At 66.5% G+C, this 18,076-nt stretch carries 15 protein-coding genes; 4 read left to right on the plus strand and 11 right to left on the minus strand.

Going from position 1 to position 18,076, the window contains the following annotated elements:
* Positions 1-46 precede the first annotated feature (46 nt).
* Genes JHC57_RS10045 through JHC57_RS10060 form a run of 4 tightly spaced genes read right to left on the minus strand, consistent with a single transcriptional unit; the run spans position 47 to position 4,929 of the window.
* A complete protein-coding gene (locus JHC57_RS10045) occupies positions 47-778 on the minus strand; it encodes an N-formylglutamate amidohydrolase (protein ID WP_294029863.1) in 732 nt (243 codons plus the stop codon).
* Positions 775-1,623: a 4-(cytidine 5'-diphospho)-2-C-methyl-D-erythritol kinase gene (locus JHC57_RS10050; RefSeq protein WP_294029864.1), complete on the minus strand. Its 849-nt coding sequence runs from the start codon at positions 1,621-1,623 to the stop codon at positions 775-777. The genes JHC57_RS10045 and JHC57_RS10050 overlap by 4 nt, the downstream gene beginning before the upstream one ends.
* Positions 1,620-3,230 carry a hypothetical protein gene (locus JHC57_RS10055; protein WP_294029865.1) on the minus strand — a complete coding sequence of 537 codons (1,611 nt, stop codon included), beginning with the start codon at positions 3,228-3,230 and terminating at the stop codon, positions 1,620-1,622. The genes JHC57_RS10050 and JHC57_RS10055 overlap by 4 nt, the downstream gene beginning before the upstream one ends.
* 43 nt (positions 3,231-3,273) lie before the next feature.
* Positions 3,274-4,929, minus strand: coding sequence for an electron transfer flavoprotein-ubiquinone oxidoreductase (locus tag JHC57_RS10060; RefSeq protein WP_294029866.1), 1,656 nt, complete (start codon positions 4,927-4,929; stop codon positions 3,274-3,276).
* Between the two features lie 139 nt (positions 4,930-5,068).
* On the opposite strand from JHC57_RS10060, the gene JHC57_RS10065 reads away from it, so the two are divergent.
* The 4 genes from JHC57_RS10065 (at position 5,069) to JHC57_RS10080 (ending at position 9,266) form a co-directional block, all read left to right on the plus strand.
* A complete protein-coding gene (locus JHC57_RS10065) occupies positions 5,069-5,836 on the plus strand; it encodes a uracil-DNA glycosylase family protein (RefSeq protein ID WP_294029867.1) in 768 nt (255 codons plus the stop codon).
* A gap of 12 nt (positions 5,837-5,848) precedes the next feature.
* A complete protein-coding gene (locus tag JHC57_RS10070) occupies positions 5,849-7,603 on the plus strand; it encodes a lytic transglycosylase domain-containing protein (RefSeq protein ID WP_294029868.1) in 1,755 nt (584 codons plus the stop codon).
* 4 nt (positions 7,604-7,607) lie between these two features.
* Entirely contained in the window at positions 7,608-8,132 is a 525-nt protein-coding gene (gene moaB / locus JHC57_RS10075) for a molybdenum cofactor biosynthesis protein B (protein WP_294029869.1), read from the plus strand.
* Positions 8,133-8,204: 72 nt separating this feature from the next.
* Positions 8,205-9,266: a PA0069 family radical SAM protein gene (locus JHC57_RS10080; protein ID WP_294029876.1), complete on the plus strand. Its 1,062-nt coding sequence runs from the start codon at positions 8,205-8,207 to the stop codon at positions 9,264-9,266.
* Here the strand turns inward: JHC57_RS10080 and JHC57_RS10085 are convergent.
* The 7 genes from JHC57_RS10085 to JHC57_RS10115 form a co-directional block, all read right to left on the minus strand.
* Positions 9,263-10,867 (minus strand): long-chain fatty acid--CoA ligase, encoded by a 1,605-nt coding sequence (locus tag JHC57_RS10085; protein WP_294029877.1) that lies wholly within the window; start codon positions 10,865-10,867, stop codon positions 9,263-9,265. The genes JHC57_RS10080 and JHC57_RS10085 overlap by 4 nt on opposite strands.
* A 101-nt stretch (positions 10,868-10,968) precedes the next feature.
* Positions 10,969-11,376 carry a GFA family protein gene (locus JHC57_RS10090; RefSeq protein ID WP_294029870.1) on the minus strand — a complete coding sequence of 136 codons (408 nt, stop codon included), beginning with the start codon at positions 11,374-11,376 and terminating at the stop codon, positions 10,969-10,971.
* Between the two features lie 13 nt (positions 11,377-11,389).
* A complete protein-coding gene (gene dnaE / locus JHC57_RS10095; protein WP_294029871.1) occupies positions 11,390-14,875 on the minus strand; it encodes a DNA polymerase III subunit alpha in 3,486 nt (1,161 codons plus the stop codon).
* Positions 14,876-15,013: 138 nt separating this feature from the next.
* Positions 15,014-15,490: a glutathione peroxidase gene (locus tag JHC57_RS10100; RefSeq protein ID WP_294029872.1), complete on the minus strand. Its 477-nt coding sequence runs from the start codon at positions 15,488-15,490 to the stop codon at positions 15,014-15,016.
* Positions 15,491-15,516: 26 nt separating this feature from the next.
* Positions 15,517-16,194, minus strand: a complete 678-nt coding sequence (locus JHC57_RS10105; RefSeq protein ID WP_294029873.1) for an ABC transporter ATP-binding protein — start codon at positions 16,192-16,194, stop codon at positions 15,517-15,519.
* The gene (locus JHC57_RS10110) at positions 16,187-17,437 is read right to left on the minus strand and encodes a lipoprotein-releasing ABC transporter permease subunit (RefSeq protein WP_294029874.1); all 1,251 of its coding nucleotides are present in this window, start codon (positions 17,435-17,437) and stop codon (positions 16,187-16,189) included. Before JHC57_RS10110 ends, JHC57_RS10105 begins: the two co-directional genes overlap by 8 nt.
* Before the next feature lie 343 nt (positions 17,438-17,780).
* A partial coding sequence (locus tag JHC57_RS10115; protein ID WP_294029875.1) for a Crp/Fnr family transcriptional regulator occupies positions 17,781-18,076 on the minus strand: 296 nt, incomplete at its 5' end.

Below are 18,076 nucleotides of genomic sequence, written 5' to 3' on the forward strand. Positions count from 1 at the left end.
GATAATTTTATTTCAAAAATAAGCGAAGATACGCGCCTCTACACGCCTATCTGGCCAGATTCAATGCAACTTTGCTGCACATGCGAGAAAGCCGCGCGGCGAACACCTGCTGCCCCGCCGTGTCGCCGACCAGATCCTGCCGCATCTCGATCCCGACATAGGGAATGAGATTCGCCTCGGCATGGCGGTTCATCGTCGCGTTGAGCAGCTTGCCCGAATAGGGCTGCTGGTCGCCGACGTGGAGCCCTTCGGCTTCCAGCGCCGCGATCGCCGCCGTCGCGAGCCGGTCGTCCTCGTTATAGAGCACCCCGACATGCCACGGCCGCGCCTGATCGGGATGCGCCGCGAGCGACGGCGTGAAGCTGTGCAACGACAGGATCATCGCGGGCCGCGCCGCCGCGATCGTCGCGGCGATATGGTCGTGATAGGGCCGGAAGAAGCGCGCCAGCCGCGCCTCGCGCGCATCGTCTTCCAACGCATTGCCCGGCACCGCATGTCCGTCGCTCGCGATCGGCAGCACGCCCGGCGCGTCCTCCTCGCGATTGCAGTCGACCACCAGCCGCGATACTCCGCCGAGGATCGCCGCATCGACCGCGCCGCTCCCGACGAGCAAGGCCGCCACCTCTGCCACACCGATATCGATGGCGACATGGTTCGAGAGCAGCGCCTGATCGATGCCCAGGTCGATATCCTCGGGCACGACATTCGACGCATGATCGGCGATCAGCAAAATGCCGCCTGCTCGTGCCTCGCCGATCTGCCGCCATGCTTCGCTCACCTCAATGCTCCTGTCATCAACCACCAGTCCGGATGCCGCTCCGCCAGCGAGGCGGCCGCCGCGTCGCGCTCGGCCGCCGCGTCGAACAGCGCGAAACAGGTCGCGCCCGATCCCGACATGCGCGCCAGCCATGGCCTCAGCGCGCCGAGTTCGAGCAATATGTCGGCGACCGCCGGACATTGCGCGATGGCGGGACGCTGCAGGTCGTTGCGCGCGCCGAACAGTTGCGCGCGCTTGTCAGCGCCGGTGAAGAGCGGCCCGCGATCGATCCCGTCCCACGCGGCGAAAACGGGGCCGGTCGCCACGGGAAGGCGCGGGTTGACGAGCAGCACGGGCGTTCCGCCAAGTCGCAGTTCGGGCACCACGCTGAGTTCGTCCCCGACGCCCACGCCAAGGCAGGTTTCGCTCGCGACGCAGGCCGCGATATCGGCGCCGAGCGGGCTCACGACCCGCGCCAGCGTCGCGTCGCCGAGTTCGGGCAGGAAATGCGCGCGGACGAGCCGTGCCATCGCCGCGGCGTCGGCCGATCCGCCGCCGATCCCCGCCGCAACGGGCAGCGCCTTCGTCAGCGTCACCGACAGTGGCGGGACGCGACCGGCGCCGTAACCGCCGCGCAGCAGCGCGAGCATCCGCATCACCAGATTGTCGCTGCCCGCGCTCAGGCCCCCGGCGAATTCACCGTCGATGACGAGGCTGTCCGCATCGGCGAATTCGGCCGCAAGGGCATCGCCGCCATCCACGAAGGCGAACAAGGTCTCGATCTCGTGATAGCCGTCGCTCCGCCGCCGCCTGACATGCAGCGCGAGGTTGATCTTGGCCCAGCCGGTCTCGCGAAACGCCGTCACGGCGCGGTCGTCGCAGGCGTCAGCCCGTCGCGCAGCTTCGCCTCCAGCCGCGTCGCCATCTCCGCCTCGGCGAGCAGCGCCGCCGCACGCCAGTTGTAGCGGGCACGGAACTTCTGCCCCGCCTGCCAATAGGCATCGCCCAGATGTTCGACGATCACCGCATTTTCGGGTTCGCCCGCCTGCGCCTTTTCCAGCAGCTTGATCGCGTCTTCGGTGCGCCCGGTCAGGAAATAGGCCCAGCCGAGCGAGTCGGTGATGCTCGCATTCTGCGGCTCCCGTTGCCATGCCGCCTCGATGCGGGCGAGCGACTGCTTCACGTCCTTGCGCCGCTCGAGCGCCGAGTAGCCGGCGAAATTCAGGATCGACGCATCGCCGGGGCGCAGCGCGACCGCTTTCTCGATCAGCGGTGCGGCGCTCTCCCACCGGTCCGCCTGCAGCAGCAGTTCGGCGCGCGCGATCAGCAGCGTCCCACGGAGAGCCCTGTCGTCCTCGTCGTCGCCCAGCGCCGCTTCCAGCCGCTCATAGGCGCGCGCGGCGGCGGCCGGGTCGTTCGAGCGCCGCGCGATATCGGCGAGGCGGACGAGCAGGCTTCGCGCCGGATTGTCGTTCGCTGCGGTCTCGGCGAGCCTTGCCGCGGCGGGAAGGTCGCCCGCATCGGCCATCAACTCGGCGCGGCGCATGGCCAGAACCGGCGGCAAGGGAGCGCGTCCGGGCGCGAGCAGCGCCATCGCGTCCGCTTCCTGCCCGTTGCGGTCGAGCGCCTCGACCAGCGTCGCCCGCACCGCCCAGTCCTGATCGTTCAGCCAATAGGCCGCGCGCGCGAACAGAAGGGGCAGTTTCGCGCTGCCGTTCGGCGTCCGCGCCAGCCCGTCCGCCAATATGCCGAGCCACGGGGCGGTCCCCGCGCGCGGCGTCGAAACCGGCTGATCGGGCAGGAGCAGCATCGGGTCCTCGCGCTGCCCCGACGCGAGCGCGATCCGCCCGCGCAACCGCTCGGCGGCTGCGCCTTGTCCCGCCTTCTCCAGCGTCGCCGCGACGCGCAGGCCGACAAGCTGGCTCGTCCGGTCGGTGAGCGTGATACCGTCGGTCAGCGCCGCTGCGGCGGCGGCGCGCCTTGCCGCGATCTGCACGAGCGCGACCTGCAGCGTCAGCGCGGGCTCGGGCCGCGTGCGACTGTTCGCCGCGAGCAAATGCCGCTCGGGATAATCTTCGCGTGCGCCGACGTCGATCCACGCGTTCACCGTCGGCAGGATCAGCCGGGCGATCGTGTCCGCCCCCGCCTTGTCGGCGCGTCCCGCTGCATAGGCACGCGCGGCCTTCCAGTCCGACCGGCGCATCGCATCGACCATCAATACCAGTTGTGCGTCGAACCGGCGGTCGCCCGCCGCCCACAGCCGCAGTGCCGCCGCGCGTGCTGCATCGAGATCGCCCGCCTCGATCGCCTGTTCGAGCATCCGCCCGCGAAGGCCGGGCAGTCCCGGCGCAAGGCTCGACACCGTGGTCAGTGCCGACAGGGCCGCGGCGGGCTCGCCGCCCTCTTCCGCCAGCCGCGCCCGCACGAGCGCATTGAGCGCCGCGCCATTGTCGTCGGCCGCCCGCGCCGGCACCGCTACCGTCAGCGTGCCGGCGATCAGGAACAGGTGGGCGAGCTTACATATTCGGATAATTGGGGCCTCCGCCGCCTTCGGGGGTGACCCAGTTGATATTCTGGGTCGGGTCCTTGATATCGCAGGTCTTGCAGTGGACGCAATTCTGCGCGTTGATCACGAACTTCGGATCGCCCTCCGCCTCGCCGACGATCTCGTAGACTCCCGCCGGACAATAGCGCTGCGCCGGCTCGTCGAACATCGGCAGATTATATTCGACCGGGATCGACGGATCCTTGAGCTGCAGATGGACCGGCTGGTCCTCCTCGTGATTGGTGTTCGAAATGAACACCGACGACAGGCGATCGAAGGTCAGCACGCCGTCGGGCTTGGGATAGTCCGGTTTCGGCATGATGTCGGCGCGATAGAGGCTCTCGTTGTCGGGATGATGCTTCATCGTGAACGGAACCCTGATCTTCAGCGTTTCGAGCCACATCGTCATGCCCGACAGGATCGTGCCGAAGAAGTCCCCCCATTTCTCGACGAGCGGAAGGACGTTGCGGACGACGCTCAGCTCCTTCTTCACCCAGCTGTCGTCATAGGCCGCCTGATAGGCATCGAGCGTGTCGCCCGACCGGCCCGCGGTCACCGCCGCGAACGCCGCCTCGGCCGCCATCATGCCCGACTTCATCGCGGTGTGGCTGCCCTTGATGCGCGGGACGTTCAGGAAACCGGCGCTGTCGCCGATCAGCGCGCCGCCCGGGAAAGCGAGCTTCGGCACCGACTGGTAGCCGCCGTCGCTGATCGCGCGCGCGCCATAGGAAACGCGCTTGCCGCCCTTCAGTATCTTCGCGATCTCGGGATGCGTCTTCCACTTCTGCATCTCCTGGAACGGGGAGATGTGCGGATTGCGATAGTTGAGCCAGGTCACGAAACCCAATGCGACCTGTCCGTTTGCCTGATGGTAGAGGAAGCCGCCGCCATTGGCATTCTCGTCGAGCGGCCAGCCCTGCGTATGGATCACCCGGCCCGCGGCATGGTTTTCGGGCTTGATGTCCCACAGTTCCTTGACGCCAAGGCCGTATACCTGCGGCTCGCAGTCGGCGTCGAGCGCGAACTGCGGCTTGATCATCTTGGTCAGATGGCCGCGCACACCCTCGGCGAAGAAGGTATATTTCGCATGGAGTTCGAGCCCGGGGGCATAGTCCGCCTTGTGGCTGCCGTCGCGCGCGACGCCCATGTCGCCCGTCGCGACGCCTTTGACCGAGCCGTCCTCGTTGTAGAGGATTTCGGCGGCCGGGAATCCGGGAAAGATTTCGACCCCCAGCCCCTCGGCCTGCTCGGCGAGCCAGCGGCAGAGGTTGCCGAGACTCCCGGTATAGGTGCCGACATTGTGCATGAAGGGCGGCGTGATGATGTGCGGCAGGCTGAACTTCCTGCTCTTGGTGAGCACCCAGTGCTGATTGTCGTTCACCGGCACTTCGGCAAGCGGGCAGCCCTGCGTCCGCCATTCGGGGAGCAACTCGTCGAGCGCCTTCGGATCGACAACCGCACCCGAAAGGATATGCGCGCCGACCTCGGACCCCTTTTCGAGAATGCAGACCGACAATTCGCTGCCCGCTTCATTGGCCAGCTGCTTGAGGCGGATCGCCGCCGAAAGTCCCGCCGGCCCCGCGCCGACGATGACCACGTCATAGGGCATCGATTCCCGTTCGCTCACCGCAAATACCTTTCTGCCGTCCCTGCGCGGACATTCATCGCGTCCTGCGCTCATTCTGTCACGAATTGCGATGCCCGCCAATTGACGCGCCCGTCAACTGTCTGTTTCAAACAAATTCATGGGTGGGCGAAACTCTGCGTTGCTGGCGGAAAGCTATAGCGACTGGTGGTCACTGGCGGGCGTCGATGCGCTCGTCGGCGAGGAACCGGCGGGCTGGCTGGTCGTGCCGCCGGCAAATGACGCTGCGGCGGCCAAGCCGAAGCGCGTCATCGACATCGAACCGGAACTGCCGCCGCTTCCCGCCGCGCTCCAGCGTCAGGAGGCGCCTGAAGCCGCCGAACCCGAAGGACCGGTGGTCTTTCCGGACGATTGGAGCGAATTTCAGGGCTGGCTGGCCACCAGCGACGACGTACCCGGCAGCCAGTGGGATGCGCGCCGCGTGCTTCCCGTCGGTCAGGCGGGCGCACCGCTGATGCTGCTCACCGCCTGGCCCGAACTCGACGATCAACGGGACGGAACGCTTTTCTCCGGCGCAGCGGGCAGGCTGCTCGATGCGATGCTGGGGGCGATCGGGATGACGCGCGGCGATTGCTATGTCGCCAGCCTCGCCGTCACCCGCCCCGCCGGCGGCCGCTGCGACGGAACCGGGGCGGCCGGGCTTGACCGGCTCCTCTGGCATCATTTGCGGCTGGCGCGGCCGGGACGCCTGCTGCTGATCGGCAGCGATATCGTCCGGATGGCCGCCGGGGCGGCCCTGCCCGATGTGCGCGGAAAGTTACTCGATATTAACCAAGATGGCGCCAGGTTGGACGCGGTGGCAGTTGCGCATCCCGCGATGCTGCTGGCCCGGCCCGCCCAGAAAGCGGCTGCCTGGGATAGCCTGAAACTGTTCAACCGGGGACGTTGACAGATGCGGAATATGACCAAGACCTTTGTTTCGACCGCCATTCTGGCGCTTTCGCTCGGTGCGGTACCGGCCTTGGCCGCCGATGCCGGAAACCGCGACTTCGTGTCCGCGCCACAGACGGTGCCCGACATATTGTCGTCGAAGCAGAAGCAGCTTTACACGCAGGTGCTGACCGCGATCCGCGGCCAGCGCTGGGCCGAGGCCAGATCGCTGCTCGACGGCGCCGATAACGGCCCGCTCCATGATTTCCTGCGCGCCGAACTGCTCACCGCCGCGAACAGCCCGCGCGCCGAAGTCCCCGACATCATGCCGATCCTTTCGCGCTCGCCCTGGCTGCCGCAGGCTGCCCAGCTCGGCCGCCTCGCGACCAAACGCGGCGCGACCGACCTGCCGACGCTTCCCTCCGAAGCGCGTCTCGCCTGGGCTGGCAGCGCGCCGCGCCGCCTCGGCGCCGACAGCGTCAGCGATCCCGCCGCCGCGCGCCTCGCAGCGTCGATCCCCGAACGGATCAGGAATGACGACCCCGCGGGCGCCGAAGCGCTGCTCAACGCGGCCACCGACCAGCTCAGCCCCGCAGCGCGTGCCGAATGGACGCAAAAGGTCGCCTGGTCCTATTATATCGAAAATGACGATCAGAATGCGCTGCGTCTGTCGCTCGCCTGCACGGCCGGCGGCGGTGCCTGGGCGACGCAGGGTGCATGGGTGCAGGGTCTCGCCTCGTGGCGCCTGCGCGATTATCGCACCGCACTCGCCGCATTCGACCGCGTCGCGAAGGAAGCGCCAGACAGCGAACAGCGTGCCGCGGCCTATTACTGGGCCTCGCGCGCCGCTGTCGCTGCGGGAGAGCCCGCGCTGGTACAGCCGCGCCTGCGCGCCGCTGCGGCCAATGAGGAAACCTTCTACGGCCTGCTCGCGGTCGAATCGCTGGGCGTGGAGGCCGCGAGCCAGCGCGAGAATGTCCGCGCCGATCGCAGCGCGTGGCGCGCGCTCGAAGACCTGCCGAACGTCCGCATCGCGATGGCGCTCGCCGAGATCGGCGAGGATGTCTACGCAGGTCAGGCGCTGCGCCATCAGGCCCAGATCGGCAACGCCGACCAACATGCGCAGCTCATCGCCATGGCGGGCGCGCTCAGCCTGCCCGAAACGCAGCTTTATCTTGCCCACAACACGCCGCAGGGGCGCAGGCCTGCCGCGCAGGCCCGCTATCCGCAGCCCAAATGGGAGCCGAACGGTGGCTGGCGCGTCGATCCCGCGCTGGTCTTTGCCCACACGCTGCAGGAATCCCGCTTCCAGCGGGGCGTCGTGAGTCCGGCGGGCGCCACCGGCCTGATGCAGGTGCGCCCCGGCACGGCGCGCGACATCGTGCGTTGGGAAGGTGCGGTCGCTGCACTCGGCGACCTCAAGACCCCTGCGGTGAACATGGATCTCGGCCAGCGTTATCTTCAGTATCTGAGCCGCGATCCGTCGACCGGAGGCCAGCTACCCAAGGTGATCGCTGCCTATAACGCCGGTCCCGCGCCGATCGCGCGCTGGCAGACCGAGATCCGCGATAACGGCGATCCGTTGCTTTACATGGAATCGATCCCCTATTGGGAAACGCGCGGCTATGTCGGCATCGTGCTGCGCAACTACTGGATGTACGAGGCGCAGCAGGGCAAGCCGTCGGTCAGCCGCGCCGCACTGGCGCAGGGCAAATGGCCGCGCTTCCCCGACGGCAAGGACCGCACCCGCCTGACGTGGGCGGGCGGCATGGCAAACGCCGACTGACCGGATGCCGATAGACGAGAGCCTCGCTTTCAAACCTGTCCGCATCGCGCTGCTGACGATCTCCGACAGCCGCAGCGCGGCCGACGACCGGTCGGGCGACCGGCTCGAGGAACTGCTGACGGGCGCGGGCCACATTCTCGCCGCGCGCGCGATCATCCGCGACGAGACCGCCCTGATCGTCTCGCGCCTCCACAACTGGATCGACGATCCGGACGTCGACGTCGTCATCACGACGGGCGGTACCGGCCTCACCGGGCGCGACGTGACGCCCGAGGCGCTGCACCGGCTCGACGGCAAGGATATCCCCGGCTTCGGCGAACTCTTCCGCTGGCTCAGCTTCCGGACGATCGGCACCTCGACGATCCAGTCGCGCGCCTGCGCCGTCGTCGCGCGCGGTACCTATATTTTCGCGCTTCCCGGTTCCACCGGCGCGGTCACCGACGCCTGGGAAGGCATTTTGTCGACCCAGCTCGACAGCCGCCACAAGCCCTGCAACTTCGTCGAACTGATGCCGCGCCTGACCGAATAGAGGTTTGTTCTTTATTTGTTCCTGCCGGCGCGATATCCTTCGCCGGTGGAATCGATCAAACCCCTCCCCCCGATCGCAGGCCGCGGCGCACCGACCAACCTCCGCCCCACCCGCACGGGATCGGCCGAACGCGTCGCCGACGGCGACTGGCTCGACGCCGCCGAAGATATCGACGGCGAAGCGCCGCGCCTCCGCACGACGGTAACGGTCGAGCACCCGAAGACGATCATCGCGCGCAACACATCGCCCGACATCGGCTTCGACCGCTCGATCAACCCCTATCGCGGCTGCGAGCATGGCTGCATCTATTGTTTCGCGCGGCCGACGCACGCCTTCCACGATCTCTCGCCCGGCCTCGATTTCGAAAGCCGGCTGTTCGCAAAGCCCGATGCCGCCAAGCTGCTGCGCGCCGAGCTCGCGAGGCGGAATTACAAGGTTGCGCCGATCGCGATCGGCACCAACACCGACGGTTATCAGCCCATCGAGCGCGAATGGGGTATCACACGGTCGGTCGTCGAAGTGCTCGCCGAGACGCGGCACCCCCTGATCATCACGACCAAGTCCGATCGCGTTCTCCGCGACATCGACCTGCTCGCCGACATGGCACGCGACAATCTGGTCGGCGTCGCGGTCTCGGTCACTTCGCTCGATCCCAAAATAGCGCGCACGCTCGAACCGCGCGCGCCGCATCCCGGGCGCCGCCTCGCCGCGATCCGCCGGCTGATCGACGCGGGCGTGCCGACGCAGGTCAATATCTCGCCGATCATCCCCGCAATCACCGATCACGAGATCGAGGCGATCATGGCCGCTGCTGCCGGGGCGGGCGCGATCCGCGCCTCCTATATCCTCATGCGCCTGCCCTACGAGGTCGCGCCGCTCTTCCGCGCCTGGCTCGCCGCGCATTATCCCGACCGCGCCGACAAGGTCATGCACATGGTGCAGGATATCCGCGGCGGGCGCGACAACGACCCCGATTTCTTCACACGCATGCGCGGACACGGCGTCTGGGCGCAGCTCATCCGCACCCGCGTCAAGCGTGCCGCGCGCGCGCATGGCATGGACCGGAGCTTCCCCCCGATCCGCAGCGATCTCTTCCGCCCGCCCGAACGCAACGGGCAGATGGAATTGTTCTAGGCCGCGTTCAGCGAGCGTAACCTGTAATCCTTGTAATCGTCCCGGATCTGACGCTTCAGAATCTTGCCCGTCGCGGTATGCGGCAATTCGTCGACGAAGACGATCTCGTCGGGCAGCCACCATTTGGCGACCTTGTCCTTGAGATAGTCGACGATCGCGCTCTCGCTCGTGTCGGCGCCGGGTTTCCGCACGATCAGCAGGATCGGCCGTTCGTCCCATTTGGGATGATAGACGCCGACCGCGGCGGCTTCCTGCACTCCCGGCGCGCCGACCGCGGCATTTTCGAGCTCGATCGAGCTGATCCATTCGCCGCCCGACTTGATCACGTCCTTCGCGCGGTCGGTGATCTGCATGACACCGTCGGGGTGCAGCACCGCCACGTCGCCGGTATCGAACCAGCCCTCGGCATCGGCGGCGTCGGTCTCGGCCTTGAAATAGCGCCGGATGATCCACGGCCCGCGGCATTGCAGCCGCCCGCTCGTCACCCCGTCGCGCGGCAGCACCTTGTCCTCGTCGTCGACGATGCGCAGCTCTACCCCGAACGGCGGACACCCCTGCCGGCACACGATGTCGACCTGTTCGTCGAAGCTCAGCTCGTCCCAGTTCCACGGCCTTTTGCCCATCGTCCCGATCGGGCTCGTTTCGGTCATCCCCCATGCGTGGCCGACCGCGATTCCCGCCTTCATGAACCGCTCGATCATCGCGCGCGGCGCCGCCGATCCGCCGATGATCACGCGTTCGAGCTTGCCGTAACCGATGCCCGTCGCATCCATATGCCCGAACATCGCGAGCCAGACGGTGGGAACACCCGCGCTGTGCGTCACGCCCTCGTCGTGCATCAGGTCGCACAGGACCTGCGCGTCGTTGGTTGCCGAAAACACCAGTTTCGAACCGACGGTCGCCGCCGCGAACGGCACCCCCCAGCTGTTGGCGTGGAACATCGGGACGATCGGCAGGATGACGCTGCGGTTCGACAGGCCAAAGACGTCGGGCTGGATTTCGGTGATCGCGTGGATGACGTTCGAGCGATGCTCGTACAGTACGCCCTTGGGGTTGCCGGTCGTCCCGCTCGTATAGCAAAGCCCGACCGGATCGCGTTCGTCAAGTTCGACCCACTCGAAACGACCGTCCTCGGCGTCGATCAGGTCGCGATACGAGAGATAGCCCTCGCGCGCCGGGGCATCGAACAATATGAAATGCTCGACCGTTGGCAACTGCGGCCGGATCCGCTCGACGATCGGCAGGAACATCGCGTCGAACAGCAGGACGCGGTCCTCGGCATGGTTGATGATGTAAATGAGCTGCTCGTCGAACAATCGCGGGTTCACCGTGTGCAGCACCCCGCCCATGCCCGCGCTGCCGTACCAGCTCACCAGATGATGGCCATGGTTCATCGCGAGCGTCGCGATACGGTCGCCCTTCTTCATGCCCAGTTTCGTCATCGCCGCGGCGAAGCGGCGCGCGTCCTCGCCGACCTCACCCCACGTCGATCGCGTGATGCTGCCATCGGCCCAGCGCGAAACGATCTCGCGGCCCTTATGCTCGCGCGCGGCATGGTCGATCAGGCTGGTCACCAGCAACGGCTGGCCCTGCATTCCCATCATGAGGCATCCTCTATTTTATCGTTGCCTCCCGGAGATAAGGTCGGAGGCGAAGCGCGCGCAAGGCAAAACAGGGGGCAACGATAGCGAAAAGCGCAGATTCAGCCGGGAAGTCCATCGATATGGGGGACATCGGCCAGATCGGCGTCCCATTCCGCGCGGCTCGCGCAGCAAATATGCGCCGTCGGACGGATGTCGACCGGGGCATCGAGGCTTCCCGCCGGAACGACGAGCAACGCACCTCCCATCCGCACCCCGGGAAGTGCCGAACCGCAGGTCCTGCAGAAACTGCGCTCGTGCCGCGTGTCCGGTACGCGATAGGATGCGATATTCGCTTCGCCCGACTGCCAGGCGATCGACGCATGGGAGGCGAACAGGTTCGCGCCGTGCGCTGACCCGCTGTTCTTGCGGCACCGCGAGCAATGGCACAGGAAAAAGGCATCGAAATCGCCCGAGACCTCGAACCGCACTGCGCCGCAGAGGCAGCTTCCCCGGGTCTTTCGCGTCATGTGCCCGGCTTCGCTACCGCGCCCGGAAATCGCGCGGGGCGACGAGTGACAGCGCCGCTTCGGTGACGCCGGCGATCATTTCGAGACGCGACACCGTGTCGGGGCCGAGCGCGAAGCGGCTGCCGAGTTCGACACGGACATCCTCGTCGGTCAGCGGATCGCGCGTCGCAACCACAACCTTGCCGCGCGCATCGTCGCGCCGTTCGAGCCATTTCGCGATCTCGGCCACCGCTTCGGCCAGTTCGACCCGGCAGGTCAGTTGCAGCGCCGCGGTCGCCGCGATATCGGCGAGCGCCTGCGCACCGCGCACCGTCACGCGCGGCGTCTCTTCGCCTTCGAGCAGATCGAGTTCGACCGACAGCATCGCGCAGCCGCCGTCGGCGGCGAGCGCCTCGAGCGTCTTGCCCGCCATTTCGTCGAAACAGCTCGACTGGAACTGGCCGCTGCGGTCCGACAGCGTCAGGTTCAGGAAGCGGTTGCCGCGCTGCGACACGCGCGGCCGCGCGCTTTCGACCATCGCCGCCATCACCATCGGGATGCGCGTGCCCGGCGTCATCTCGACGTTATCGCAGATATCGCCATAGGAACGCGCGCCGCGCGCCGAGACGATCGCCTCATATTGCTCGACCGGATGCGACGAGAAATAGAAGCCGAAGGCGTCCTTCTCGCGCGTCATCCGCTCGGCGAGCGTCCACGGCTCGGCGGCGGGCAGTTGCAGCGCCGGGGCGATCGCGATGTCGCCTCCGAACAGACCGCCCTGCCCCGTCGAGCGTTCGTGCGCCGAGCTGTTGGCACAGGCGAGCAGGCTTTCGGCGCCGGCAAAGGCGCGCGGACGGTCGGGCTCGATACAGTCGAACGCCCCGGCGCCCGCCAGCGCCTCGATCTGGCGGCGGTTGAGCAGCTTCGGGTCGATCCGGCTCGCGAAATCGTCGAGCGAGGCGAAATCGCCCTTGGCGCGCTCGGCGACGAGCGCTTCCATCGCCTTCTCGCCCACGCCCTTGAGCGCGCCGAGCGCGTAGCGCACGGTCAGCCCGTCATCGCCGCGCCCGACCGAGAAATCGGCTTCGCTGTCGTTGACCGACGGCGGCGCGATCCCGACGTCCAGTCGCCGCATATCGTCGATGAAGATCGAGAGCTTGTCGGTCTGATGGCTATCGAACGACATCGACGCCGCGAAAAATTCGTGCGGATAATGCGCCTTCAGCCACGCCGTCTGATACGACAGCAGCGCATAGGCCGCCGCGTGGCTCTTGTTGAAACCATAGCCCGCGAATTTGTCGATCAGGTCGAACAGCTCGTTCGCGGCCTTGGCGTCGATGCCATTATGCTCGCCGCACCCTTTGACGAAGGTGTCGCGCTGCGCGTCCATCTCGGCCTGGACCTTCTTGCCCATCGCGCGGCGCAAGAGGTCGGCGCCGCCGAGGCTGTAGCCGGCGAGGATCTGCGCCGCCTGCATCACCTGTTCCTGATAGACGAAGATGCCGTATGTTTCGGCGAGAATGCCTTCGAGCAGCGGGTGCGGATAGGCGATCTTCTCACGCCCGTTCTTGCGCGCGCCGAACAGCGGAATATTGTCCATCGGCCCCGGACGATAGAGCGCGACGAGCGCGATGATGTCGCCGAAATTGGTCGGTTTCACCGCCGACAGCGTGCGCCGCATGCCTTCGGATTCCAGCTGGAACACCCCGACCGTCTCGCCGCGCTGGAGCAATTCATAGACCGCCGTATCATCCCACGCGAGCGCGTCGAGATCGACGTCGACGCCGCGCAGCGCGAGCAGCCGTTTCGCCTCCTTCAGCACCGACAGCGTCTTCAGCCCGAGGAAGTCGAATTTCACGAGGCCCGCGGTCTCGACATATTTCATGTCGAACTGCGTCACCGGCATGTCCGAGCGCGGATCGCGATAGAGCGGGACGAGCTGGTCGAGCGGGCGGTCGCCGATCACCACGCCCGCGGCGTGCGTCGAGCTGTGCCGCGGCAGGCCTTCCAGCTGGCGCGCCATGTCGAACAGGCGCCGCACCCCGTCGTCCTGCTTGTACTCGGTCATCAGCTCGGCAACGCCGTTCAGCGCGCGTTCGAGCGTCCAGGGATCGGTCGGGTGGTTCGGCACCAGCTTCGCCAGCCGGTCGACCTGCCCATAGCTCATCTGGAGCACGCGGCCGGTGTCCTTGAGCACCGCGCGCGCCTTCAGCTTACCGAAGGTGATGATCTGCGCGACGGTGTCGCGGCCGTATTTTTCCTGCACATAGCGGATCACCTCACCGCGCCGCGTTTCGCAGAAGTCGATGTCGAAGTCGGGCATCGACACGCGCTCGGGGTTGAGGAAGCGTTCGAAGAGCAGGCCGAGTTTCAGCGGATCGAGATCGGTGATCGTCAGCGCCCAGGCGACGACGCTGCCCGCGCCCGAACCGCGCCCGGGGCCAACCGGGATATCGTGCGCCTTCGCCCATTTGATGAAGTCGGCCACGATCAGGAAGTAACCCGGAAAGCCCATCTGGGTGATGACGTCGACCTCGAAATCGAGGCGCGCGACATAGGCCTGTCGTTCTTCGTCGGTCAGCTCGGGATAATGCGCGAGCCGTGCCGCGAGTCCCGCATGCGCGTCGGCCTTGAGCTGCGCCGCCTCGCCCTCGCGGTCGCCCGCGAGACTCGGGAGGATCGGCTTGCGCTTTGGCGCCATGAACGCGCAGCGCTGGGCTATGACGAGGCTGTTATGGATCGCCTCGGGAAGGTCGGAGAAAGCGTCCTCCATCGCCTCGGCGGGTTTCAGCCAGGCCTCGGGGCTCGAAATGCGCCGGTCTTCGCTTTCGACATAGGCCGACTGCGCAATACACAGCATCGCATCATGTGCCGCGTGGAACTGCGGCTCGACGAAGTTGGCGGGGTTGGTCGCGACGATCGGCAGCGCGCGCGCATAGGCCATGTCGATCAGCGCATTTTCGGCCGCCATCTCGGTCGCGTCGCCGCGCCGCGACAGTTCGATATAGAGCCGACCGCCGAACAGGGCCTCGAGTTGCTCGACATAATCCTCGGCCGCGCTCTTCTGCTCGCCGGCGAGCAATCGCGCGAGCGCACCCTCTCCTCCACCGGTCAGACAGATCAGCCCGTCGGCCTTTCCCGCGATATCGGACAGGAGTACATGCGGTTCCTGTTCGACCGGGCGGCCGAGGTGCGCCGCCGAAACGAGCGCGCACAGATTGTCATAGCCGGCATCGTCCTGCGCATAGAGCGCGAGCCAGTCGATCAGCGGCGCGCCGTTCGCCAGCCGTTGCCCGGGCCGCGCGACGCTGAGCAGCGCGCCGACGATCGGCTGCACCCCCGCCGCCTTGCACGCGTCGCCGAACGCCATGACCCCGTAGAGCCCGTTGCGGTCAGCGACCGCGATTGCCGGAAAGCCACGGTCGCGCGCCGCCTTGGCGATCGCTTTGGGCTCGATCGCACCTTCGAGCATGGTGAAGCTGGAAAAGACGCGCAGGGGGACGAAGGGGCTGTAGGCCATGGCTGACGCTAACGCGCCCCGCATGATTCGACCATGGCCTCGATTCACAAAAACGTCATTGCGAAGGAAAGGGAAGCGACGCGGCAATCCGGCCTGTGCGGCAACCGCGCCGGATTACTTCGCTTCGCGAGTTGCCGGTTAACCCAGCAATTCCTCAATCTCCTTCCGAAGCTGTTCGGGCTTCGTCGTCGGCGCGTGGCGCGACACCGTCCTGCCCTCGCGATCGACGAGGAATTTGGTGAAATTCCACTTGATCCCGCTGCCGAGCAGCCCGGTCCTTTCCTTCTTCAGATGCTTGAAGATCGGGTCGGCATCGTCGCCGTTGACGTCGATTTTCGCCATCAGCGGGAAAGACACATCATAGGTCAGCGAGCAGAAATTCGCGATTTCCGCGGCATCGCCCGGCTCCTGCGCGCCGAACTGGTTGCACGGGAATGCCAGTATCTCGAACCCCCGGTCCTTATAGTCGCGGTAGAGCTCCTCCAGCCCTTCATATTGCGGCGTGAAGCCGCATTTCGACGCGGTGTTGACGATCAGCAGCACCTTGCCGCGATAATCGGCGAGAGATTGCGTGCCCCCGCCCGGAAGCTTCGCCGAAAGATCGTAAAGTGCCATGGTCGGTCCCTCCTGCCGGCGCCAGCCTACGCCTCGATATGCCCTTCGTGCAAGCGCAGCACGCGGTCCATCTTCGCGGCCAGCCGCTCGTTGTGCGTCGCCACCAGCGCCGCCGAGCCATGGTCGCGCACCAGCTTGACGAACTGGTCGAACACCCGGTCGGCGGTCGCCTCGTCGAGATTGCCCGTCGGCTCGTCGGCCAGCACGAGCAAGGGCCGGTTCGCCAGCGCGCGCGCCACCGCGACGCGCTGCTGCTCGCCGCCCGACAGCTTGCTCGGTTTGTGATGCAGCCGTTCGCCCAAGCCCAGCCGCCCGAGCAAATCGGCGGCACGCTCCTCGGCCTCCGCCTGCTCCGCTCCGCGGATCAACTGCGGCAGCACGACATTCTCGATCGCGTTGAAATCGGGCAGCAGATGGTGGAACTGATAGACGAAGCCGATCTTCTCGCGCCGCGTCTTCGTCCGCTCGCCCTGCTCGAAGCGCGTGACATCCTCGCCATCGATGCGGATCGTGCCGCCGAAGCCGCCTTCGAGCAGGCCCACCGCCTGCAGCATCGTCGACTTGCCCGACCCCGAAGGGCCCAGCAACGCGACGATCTCGCCGCGGCGGAGCGAGGCATTGACGCCGCGCAGCACCTCGATCGTGACGTCGCCCTGCGTGAAGCTGCGTTTCAGATCGACCAGTTCCAGCGCGACATCATTCATAGCGCAGCACCTGCACGGGGTCGGTATTGGCCGCCTTGTAGGCGGGATAGAGCGTCGCGAGGAAGCTGAAGACGATCACCATGATGACGATCGCGGTGATCTCGAACGGATCGGGCTTCGACGGCAATTCGGTGAGGAAGCGGATCGACGGGTCCCAGAGCGGCTGACCGGTGATGAACTCGACCCCGCGCAGGACGCCCTGCCGGAAATAGAGCAGCGAGAAGCCGACGATCATCCCCGCGATCGTGCCCGCAATGCCGATCGACAGGCCGATCGCCATGAAGATGCGCATCACCGCGTCGCGCGGCGCGCCCATCGTGCGCAATATCGCCATGTCGCGAGTCTTCGCGCGCACCAGCATGATCAGCGACGAGATGATGTTGAACGAGGCGACGAGGATGATCAGCGACAGGATGACGAACATCGCGACGCGCTCGATCGACAGCGCCTCGAACAGGCTCGCATTCATCGACCGCCAGTCGGACACGACCGCCTGCGCCGCGACCTTTTCGGCCAGCGGCTGCATGATCTCGCCGACGCGGTCGGGATCCTCGGTCTTGACCTCGATCATCTGCACCGCATCGCCGGCGAGCAGCAGCAATTGCGCATCCTCCATCGGCATGACGATATAGGCCTTGTCGAAATCATAGACGCCGATCTCGAAAATCGCCGAAACGCGGTAGCTGATCTCGCGCGGCACCGTTCCGAACGGCGTCGAGCGGCCCTGCGGGTTGATGATCGTGACGTTCGACCCGACGGTGGCGCCGAGGTTGCGGGCGAGTTCGCTGCCGATCGCGACATTGCCCGAACCCGCCGTCAGGCTGGTCAGGCTGCCCTGCAGCACCTTGCCTCCCAGCGTCCTGTTGTTGCGGATGTCGGGGACGGTCATCCCGCGTACCAGCACGCCCTCGACACGCCCGCTGAAGGTCGCCAGCAGGGGCTGTTCGATCAGCGGCGTCGCCGACACCACGCCCGGCGTCGCCTTCGCCTCCTTCAGCACGCCCTGCCAATCGTCGATCCGCCCGCCGAACCCCTGGACGACCGCATGGCCGTTCAGCCCGACGATCTTCTCGAACAGGTCGCTGCGCACGCCGTTCATCACGCTCATCACCACGACAAGCGCCGCGACGCCCAGCATCACCGCGGTAAAGCTGAACGCCGCCGCGACGAAGATGAAGCCTTCGCCGCGCTGCGGTAGCAAATAGCGTTTGAAGATGGTGCGTTCGTACGGACGCAGGATCATGGGGCGATCGGCCTTTGCGGCGCTCGGGAAAGGTCACGCATGACGCTGCTTTAGGCAGGTCAAACAGTGCTGGCAATGGCCACTGGCGTGACGCCAAAGCCAAATGATTTGCCCTATGTGTTGCCCATAGGTCACAGCGCCGGGCAAAAGCGGGGTCAAATGCCCGTCAGAGGGTGACAAACCCGCCCCCACCACCTACCCCAAGGCTTCTGGTTCAACGCGGCCCAAAGGCCCGGCTCCAGGGAGTGCAGGCCTTTCGCCAGGCCTGCAACAAGGGGGATGGCGACGTTCGTCACAGGCGCCCGGGTCTCGCAAAACGAGGCCCGGGCGTTGTGATTCCGGCCTAACCCTCGCTCTCGCTGATATCCTCGAGCATATCGGCGTCGAGCACGCGCACGCGCCCCTGTTCGAGCGAGATCACGCCCGATTCCTCCCAGCTCTTGAGCTGGCGGTTGATATGCTCGCGGCTCATGCCGGCGAAATTGCCGAGCTCGGTCTGGCTCAGCTCGACGCGCTGCGACACCTCGACATCCTTGCGGATCAGGCGCTTGAGATAACGCGCGAGCCGCGGCCCCGAGGCGTATGCGCGGTCGCTCTCGATCGTCTGGTCGGCGGTGCGCAGCCGCCGCGCGAGCTGCT

The sequence above is a fragment of the Sphingopyxis sp. genome, from assembly GCF_016463645.1.
Lineage (GTDB): Bacteria > Pseudomonadota > Alphaproteobacteria > Sphingomonadales > Sphingomonadaceae > Sphingopyxis.